Source organism: Microcoleus sp. N3A4, from assembly GCF_036701805.1.
Classification (GTDB): Bacteria; Cyanobacteriota; Cyanobacteriia; order Cyanobacteriales; family Microcoleaceae; genus Microcoleus.
In genome coordinates this window covers 40,450-47,604 of record NZ_JAUBRJ010000064.1, presented here as the reverse complement: position 1 = coordinate 47,604, position 7,155 = coordinate 40,450, and the positions used below count along the sequence as shown (strand labels likewise).

Here is a 7,155-nt window from a genome sequence, read left to right as displayed (position 1 = left end):
AGCGGAATGATGGGAAACTATCACGTTCCGTTTTGGAGAGCAGTGGAGGAGGCGACTCCTTCACTGACTTTAATCATCATGTCTGACTTAGACGCTCAAGCTCAGCGCAGCGCCGCTATCGGCATAGCTGACGGAGCAACCCTCAGCAAAGAAGCTCAAACCAACAGCTTCCAAGTGTTAGAAGCCACTCGCCAAGATACCGAACAAAACATCCAATTGGGCGAAGAATCGCAGAGCCTCGACGTTACTCAACAAATTCTCCAAAACCTCTCGCAACAGACCGCATTGAGCGCACAAGTTCAAATGCGAAATTTACAGGAAGCTCAGCAAGCTCGCACAGATCGGGCCATTAATAACGTGCTGCTATCGCAAGCTGCTAAGGAAATATCCGCGCTCAATACGGGAGAGCGCCGAGGCAGCACTGCGTCTGGAAACCAAGCCAGCTATCAGGCGGGAATGCTGATGCTCCCCGGCGGCGGCTACTTGGGAAAACCGAGTGGCAGCAGCACAACCCCGATTTCAACTAACAGATTTGTCGCTCCCAATTAATGCTTCAAGCAGTTAACTTAAATCCGCGATAATCTGCCTAGTTTGTGTACTGAATAACAGCCTTATCAAATACAAAATTGAAGTTTTTTCAGAGGTGAAAATGAAAGAGTTTTTAGCACAAATTACACCCCCAACGAGTGGTGCAGAAGGGTCATCCTTGGACATAGTTAGCGAGTCAATTAACCTGGCTAAGACTACCTCAGAATCTTGGGACAAAGTTTGGATTAGCACGATTGACCCAATCGCTTCTGGGCTATGGGTCGGTCTAGTATCCCTCGGCATCACCCTAGCAGCCATCAGCATCCTGTTCTTAACTCTAAGCAGCGGGAAAGACATTATCGAAAAGCAGTCATGGTCAGAACTAGCAGCACTGTTCGTCTGGCCGCTCGTCATCATGCTGTTCCTCGGCGCTAACGGCAAATTGCTAGCCAATACCGTCATTTTTACTAGAAGTTTTGCCTACAGACAAGTCCAGAGTGTCCTAGAAGCGCAACTAGGAGAAATGACATTTAGGGACGCGATCGCCAACGTCACTATCAGCAACATCGGCCGCCAACAACTAGAAAATCTCTACGGTGAATGCCGAAATAAAGTCGGAGCAGAACTGGTAACCTGCTGGAATTCCAAGCAAGAAGCTGCTCAGAAAATCGTTAGCGAAGCTGAAAGGCAAGCCGCCGGCTCTGCCCCTCTGCAAGCGCTGCGGGCTTTTGGTGAAACCCTGTGGAATAATAGCTTGCTCGGTGCTGCTCAAGATGCCACAACTTTTATAACTGACCCCGGTTCAGTGTTTCGAGAAAAAGCAATACCAATCATCCGATTCATTCTTTATAGCATCCAGTGGGCGTTTGTCAACATCCTTGAAGCAGCCCTTTTACTAACAGCATTCTTTTCGCCGATCGCGATGGGGCTGTCGCTACTTCCCTTGCAGGGCAGGCCCATTTGGGCTTGGGCAACTGGATTTCTGAGCTTATTTGGCGTCCAACTTGGATACAACATCGTTGTCGGGCTAGCAGCCACCGTGCTAGTCAATTCTGGAGCCGAATTAGCCAGCGATGTCGCCTTCCTCTTTTTCATCAGCATTTTCGCACCCGGCTTAGCCCTATTAATCGCCGGCGGCGGCGGAATTGCCCTATACAACGGCATTGCTAGCAATGCTAAACAACTCGTCGATGTTTTGAGCAACGCCATAGGAGCAGCCGCTAATTTGGCGATGAACAAAGGATTTAAGTAATGTCACTAATTACCAAAAGATTTTATGAAGCTACAAAGATTTTCACAAACTGCATTGTTGCCAGAAGCTAAAAATCTACTGGCATTGTGCTTCCTCATCCTAACTGGAGTAAATATCCTCGCCCTAATTCTGCACCTCTTCGTCGCGTACCGAATCAACTCGGTAGCTGCTATGAAAACAACACAAGTCCAGCTAATCAACGGTCAAACTTACTACGTAGCAGAACGAGATCGGTTTTTTCGGTATCCCTCAGTCATCCAAAATTTTGTCAAAAATTGGGCCGAGTTAACCTTCAACTGGGACAATAAAATACCAGGAACTAACGATACAGATTCAGGGATTAAAGTCAATTCCAAACGAGTTCCTACCAGCACTTATTTTGCTTCGTTACTCCTAGAACCCAATTTTGGCAAAGCTTCTCTCCCTGACATCGCTGAACTCGTCCCCAATAAAGTTTTTACGGGTCAATTGCGAGCAACTGTCATCATTTCTTTTTTATCTGAACCCAGAGAAGTCCGTCCCGGCGAATGGGAAATTGACATGATTGCCACCCGGTTGCTTGTAGATCGCACGTCAGGAATCGATCAAAGAATTCCTTTCAATCGCACTTTCCGAATCAAAGCAGTAGAAATCCAAACCCCGCCGCTAGGTAGTCAAGCCTCAGCTTTTGAACAAAAAGTTTATGAGCTTCGCTCGGCCGGCTTAGAAATCAACAAAATTACCGAATTTAAACCCAAATAATCGGATAAAAATCGAAATAATAGGAGATAAAAACATGAGTGAAAAAGAACTTCAAAATGGGCGCGAATTTGATGGCGAACCCGATGAAATTGAAGAAGTTTCCTACAATACGCCACCTAACAGCACAACTAGCCATCCTTTTAATGGCAACAACTCCTCTAATGAAGCCAATAACTTTTCCCACAGTTTTAATGGCAACAACTCCTCTAATGAAGCCAATAACTTTTCCCACAGTTCTAACAGTTTTCAGGCAGCTAACGCTCCTGATGGCGCTGGCAGCAATGGTAAAAAGACGTTCGGCTTGCGCTCAGTTGAGCCGTTGAGCCGTGAGGAGGAAAGAGAATTAGCTGGACATGACGGAGAAACCGATGAATTATTGACCTCTGAACACAGAATTAAACAGGACAACGAAGGAGCAGAAACTCATCCTGTTTCTGAGAAGCCCGAAGTTCGGACGTTTTCAGTATTAATGGGTACTGGCGCAGTTCTCGGCATCTTGGGATTCTTTTGGTTTGTGTTCTTTGCTCCTAAACCCGTCCGCCAACAGGCAAAAACGACAAACCCTAAACCTGCTCAAGTTTCTGAAGACGAGTCAGGAGAACTAAAAAGCCGACTGGCTTTTCAAGATCAGCAGCGGGCGCTGGAAGTTCAGCCTCCTGAACCTAAAAATCGATCAACCCCTGCTCCCAAACCGACACCTGCACCAAAACCTGTACCAGCCGCTAGAAGGTCTCAAACCCCGAGGCCGGTTCAAAACTTTAATCCGCCACCAAGGACGGTACAGACCATTCCTCCTCCACAGCCGCCATTACCGCGCCCTGCACAGCAGCCTGCACCGCCCCCGCCTCGCCCTCGTCCGACGCCATTACCGCGCCCTGTGCCGCCACCCGCACTGCTGGCACTTCGACCTGCGCCACCACCCCCGTCGCCCTCACCAGAAAAAGTAGATCCTTACGAGCGCTGGGCGCAATTAGCTTCTCTGGGGCAAAGCAGAAGTCAAGCAGTTAAAGAGCTAAATGCTGGAGGTATTTCTGCTAGTTCCCCAACTTTAGATCGCGCGATCGCGCCGGGGATGACAGCGGCAAGCTACCCTGCCATACCGCCAGCAATACTAGCAGCAACACAAACACCACCCCCCAGCACAGTAGCAATTGCGCCTACAGCAGCACAGGCACCGCCCCCTAGTGCAGTAGCAATTGCGCCGGTGCCATTGCCCCAACAGCAGCCGATGCCACCGATTTCTCAAAACCCGCAGCCAGTGCTAGTCAGTTCGCCAAAAAGCCCACAATCGGCTGCACCAATGCAAGAGATACCCGCGATCGCAATTGGAGCTGCTGGCTCGGCTGTAAACACCAAAATCATGAGCCCTGGAGAAGCTGGAATCCTCAACCGCACGACCGCCGGCGAAAACACTGAAGGCAGCACAGCAATGAGAGAGATAGCCATCGGGTCATCTGCTCAAGCCAAGGTAATCGTGCCGATGATTTGGGACGAAGCAGGCCAAAGCCCAACAGCCGGAAGGTTTGCCGTCCAATTGACCGAGGACGTGATAGCAACTGACGGGGCGATCGCCTTACCATCTGGCACCGTCTTAATCACTCAAGTAGAAAATGTCACGCGCGGAAATCGACTGGTTTCTCAAAGCGTAGTAGCGCTTGTTTACCCCGATGCTGCTGGCCGCATCCAACAAGTACCCATTCCTCCCGGAAACTTAATCGTTCGCGGAACCGATAACCAACCTCTCATTGCCGACAGTTTATTTGACAAAGGTTCTGAAATAGCCAAGGCTGATATTTTAGTAGGAATTCTTGGCAGCTTGGGGCGGGTAGGAGAAATAATCAATCGACCAGCCCAAGAAACTTTCAGCCAGCAAAGCGGCTTTTTGGGCAGTACGGCTGTTAAAACCACAACCTCGCCTAAACCTAACATCCTAGCCGCCGCTTTAGAGGGATTCTTTACACCTACTGCCCAACGGCTGCGAGAAAGATCGGATCGCAACGCCCAAGAACTTTTAAAGCAAGGAAATGTAGCGATTGTACCAGAAGGAACTCAAGTTTCAGTATTTGTCAATGCCTTTGTCACAGTGCAAAGATAACGGAGGTAAAATAACCATGAACAAACTCACTCGAAAAATTAGTTTGGCTTTAATTTCTCCTGCCTTAATAATTGCCACTGTATTCACTACAGTTAATATTGGGCAAGCTCAAACATCAGCGCTAAAAATTGTCGGAAGAGATGCAGCAATCAATACAACTACCAACCTTCAAGTATGGTCTGGCCGTTCCAGCGTTATTGACTTTAGCCAGACTGGTGAAGTCATTATTTACATCCGGTTAGCAGATCCTTCCAGGGCTGTCTTTAACACTGATGCTGAATTAAAAACTAACCAAGCTAGAACCATATTTGTCCAACCAATTCAACCCTTACAATTCCCTGGCGCTACAACAGCAAACATTACTAACCTGTTCGTTAAAACTCGCTCTCCAGAAGGAATTGAACGCCTTTATACCTTTAATGTCGTTCACCAGAATGGGCAACCTACTAATAATGGCATTGCCATCTCTACGATAGTGTCTGGGCAGGAACCCAGCGTAACTTTAGCAGACAATAGAACGGCGGCGCTCAGTGACATCGAACGGGGATTAGACATTGCCATCCGAAGAGGTTACACGCCTCCCAATGACTCCGTTGTCTTCAAAGTTCGAGAGTTCATCGCTCTAGCTCGAAATGGCACAGCTATTGCTAAAGCTGCTGAGAAAAGTAATCTATCAATGTCTGTTGTTATTTCACTAGGGCAGCTAGGGTTGAGTCGCGAACCTTTGTATGAAATTCCAAAAACGCCATCTCCTTCGCTCCCTCCTTTAACTCGAACTCCAGGAAATTAAATCCGTTTGCTCAACCAGAAATTTCAACTTCGTATCAAGCAACAGTCCGGACAGTTTTTAGCTAAAACAGCAGAATCCCCACACTGAATTTAGAGGGGGATTAATCGAGGCATCGCCGAGTACCCCCGATAAATCAGTGTGGGATGAATGCGCGACTGACGGAGGTTGGCGAGTCAGTCATTAAATGTCAGGAAAAGTCGATCGATCCATGCCTCTACCATCTGGGTAACAGTTTGTTCTCTCGCCGCCGCGACCGCCCTCAGTTTACTGAGATGTTTCTCCGATAGTCGAATGTGAAGATTTTTATCTGTGATTGTGCGTGTTGCTAACGCGAACACAATTATGCTATCGTAATTTTCAAGGAGGGCAACCATGAGAACGGCTTACCAGTACAAATTACGTCCAACCAAACAACAGGTAGTTGAGCTAGACAGATGGCTGTCAATGCTGCGTTCGCAGTACAATTATCTGTTGGCTGACAGATTTACTTGGTACGAACAAAACCGTTCTGCTGTTAATGCTTGTCCTCTCGTTTGCTATCTACCTGAACTGCGGGACAATCCCGATTATTACTCGCAAAAGAAAACGTTACCTCAACTCAAGAAAACTCATCCTTGGTATAGCGAGATTTATTCGCAAGTCCTTCAAGATGTGGTTAAAAGAGTTAAGGTAACGTTTGACCGTTTTCTCAAAGGCGATATCAATGGAAAGCGTAGCGGTAAACCTCGTTTCAAGGGTCGCAATCGCTATCGTACTTTTACTTATCCGCAGGTAAAAGAGGAATGTTTGCAGGGCAACTTGATTAACTTACCGATGTTCGGCAAAGTTAAAGTCGTCTTGCATCGTCCTATCCCTGACGGGTATAAAATCAAAACCGCATCTGTGACTAAAAAAGCAGATGGCTATTACTTGACGCTCTCATTAGAAGATCAAACGGTTCCAGAGATCAAGCCGGACTTTAATCCTGATTCAATAACAGGTATTGATGTAGGACTGAAGGAATTCTTAACAACTTCTGATGGCGAAACAGTCGCGATTCCTCAATATTACCGCAAAGCTCAAAAACGTCTGCGAGTTGCTCAAAAACGAGTTTCACGACGCAATTCGTGCAGCAACCGGAGGAAGAAGGCAGTCAAGCAGTTAGGGAAGTGCCACAAAAAAGTAGCTGATAAGCGTAAAGATTTCCATTTCAAGACAGCGAATTGGCTGTTATCAAAATATGACGTAATCGCGCACGAGGATTTAAACGTCAAAGGTCTAGCTCGTACAAAATTAGCTAAATCTGTGTTGGACGCTGGGTGGTCAAGCTTTCTGTCGATTCTAACAAACAAAGCCGTAAATGCTGGTTTGCTAGCTATCCCAGTAAGCGCCTACAATACTTCACAAGATTGTTCTAATTGCGGTAAGAAAGTCCCGAAAAAGCTGCATATTCGTTGGCACGATTGCCCTCATTGTGGGTGCAGTCTAGACCGCGACCATAATGCAGCAATTGTGATTAAAAATAGAGCGGTGGGGCATTCCGTTCTTAAAGCCAAGAGCCTCCTAAGCGATAGCCGGATTGTCTTGGAAGCCCACACTATATCCGCTTCGGATTAGTGTGGGAGATGTCACCTCACAGCCTGAAATCCTTGCTGGTATGCTCAACTCATCAATAAAGGGTTTCCTTATCAAAAACCTGCTAATTTTGTCACTTCAGGAGTTGTAGGACTTGACCTAAATATTTCCAATAATCTACATCGTTGGGTTGAG

At 47.1% G+C, this 7,155-nt stretch carries 5 protein-coding genes and 1 pseudogene; all 6 read left to right on the top strand.

What is annotated here, in order from left to right:
• Window positions 1-549 (top strand): annotated as a pseudogene (locus QUA56_RS27985) (hypothetical protein); the annotation flags it as partial.
• Window positions 550-649: 100 nt separating this feature from the next.
• Complete coding sequence (locus QUA56_RS27980) at window positions 650-1,780, top strand: hypothetical protein (protein ID WP_333364632.1); 1,131 nt, start codon at window positions 650-652, stop codon at window positions 1,778-1,780.
• Window positions 1,781-1,804: 24 nt separating this feature from the next.
• On the top strand, window positions 1,805-2,521 hold the full coding sequence (locus QUA56_RS27975) for a hypothetical protein (protein ID WP_325314634.1): 717 nt from the start codon (window positions 1,805-1,807) through the stop codon (window positions 2,519-2,521).
• A gap of 34 nt (window positions 2,522-2,555) precedes the next feature.
• Entirely contained in the window at window positions 2,556-4,616 is a 2,061-nt protein-coding gene (locus tag QUA56_RS27970) for a hypothetical protein (protein ID WP_333364629.1), read from the top strand.
• Window positions 4,617-4,632: 16 nt separating this feature from the next.
• Window positions 4,633-5,406, top strand: a complete 774-nt coding sequence (locus tag QUA56_RS27965) for a hypothetical protein (RefSeq protein ID WP_333364626.1) — start codon at window positions 4,633-4,635, stop codon at window positions 5,404-5,406.
• 372 nt (window positions 5,407-5,778) lie between these two features.
• Window positions 5,779-7,002: an RNA-guided endonuclease InsQ/TnpB family protein gene (locus QUA56_RS27960; RefSeq protein ID WP_333294478.1), complete on the top strand. Its 1,224-nt coding sequence runs from the start codon at window positions 5,779-5,781 to the stop codon at window positions 7,000-7,002.
• Window positions 7,003-7,155: the final 153 nt, after the last annotated feature.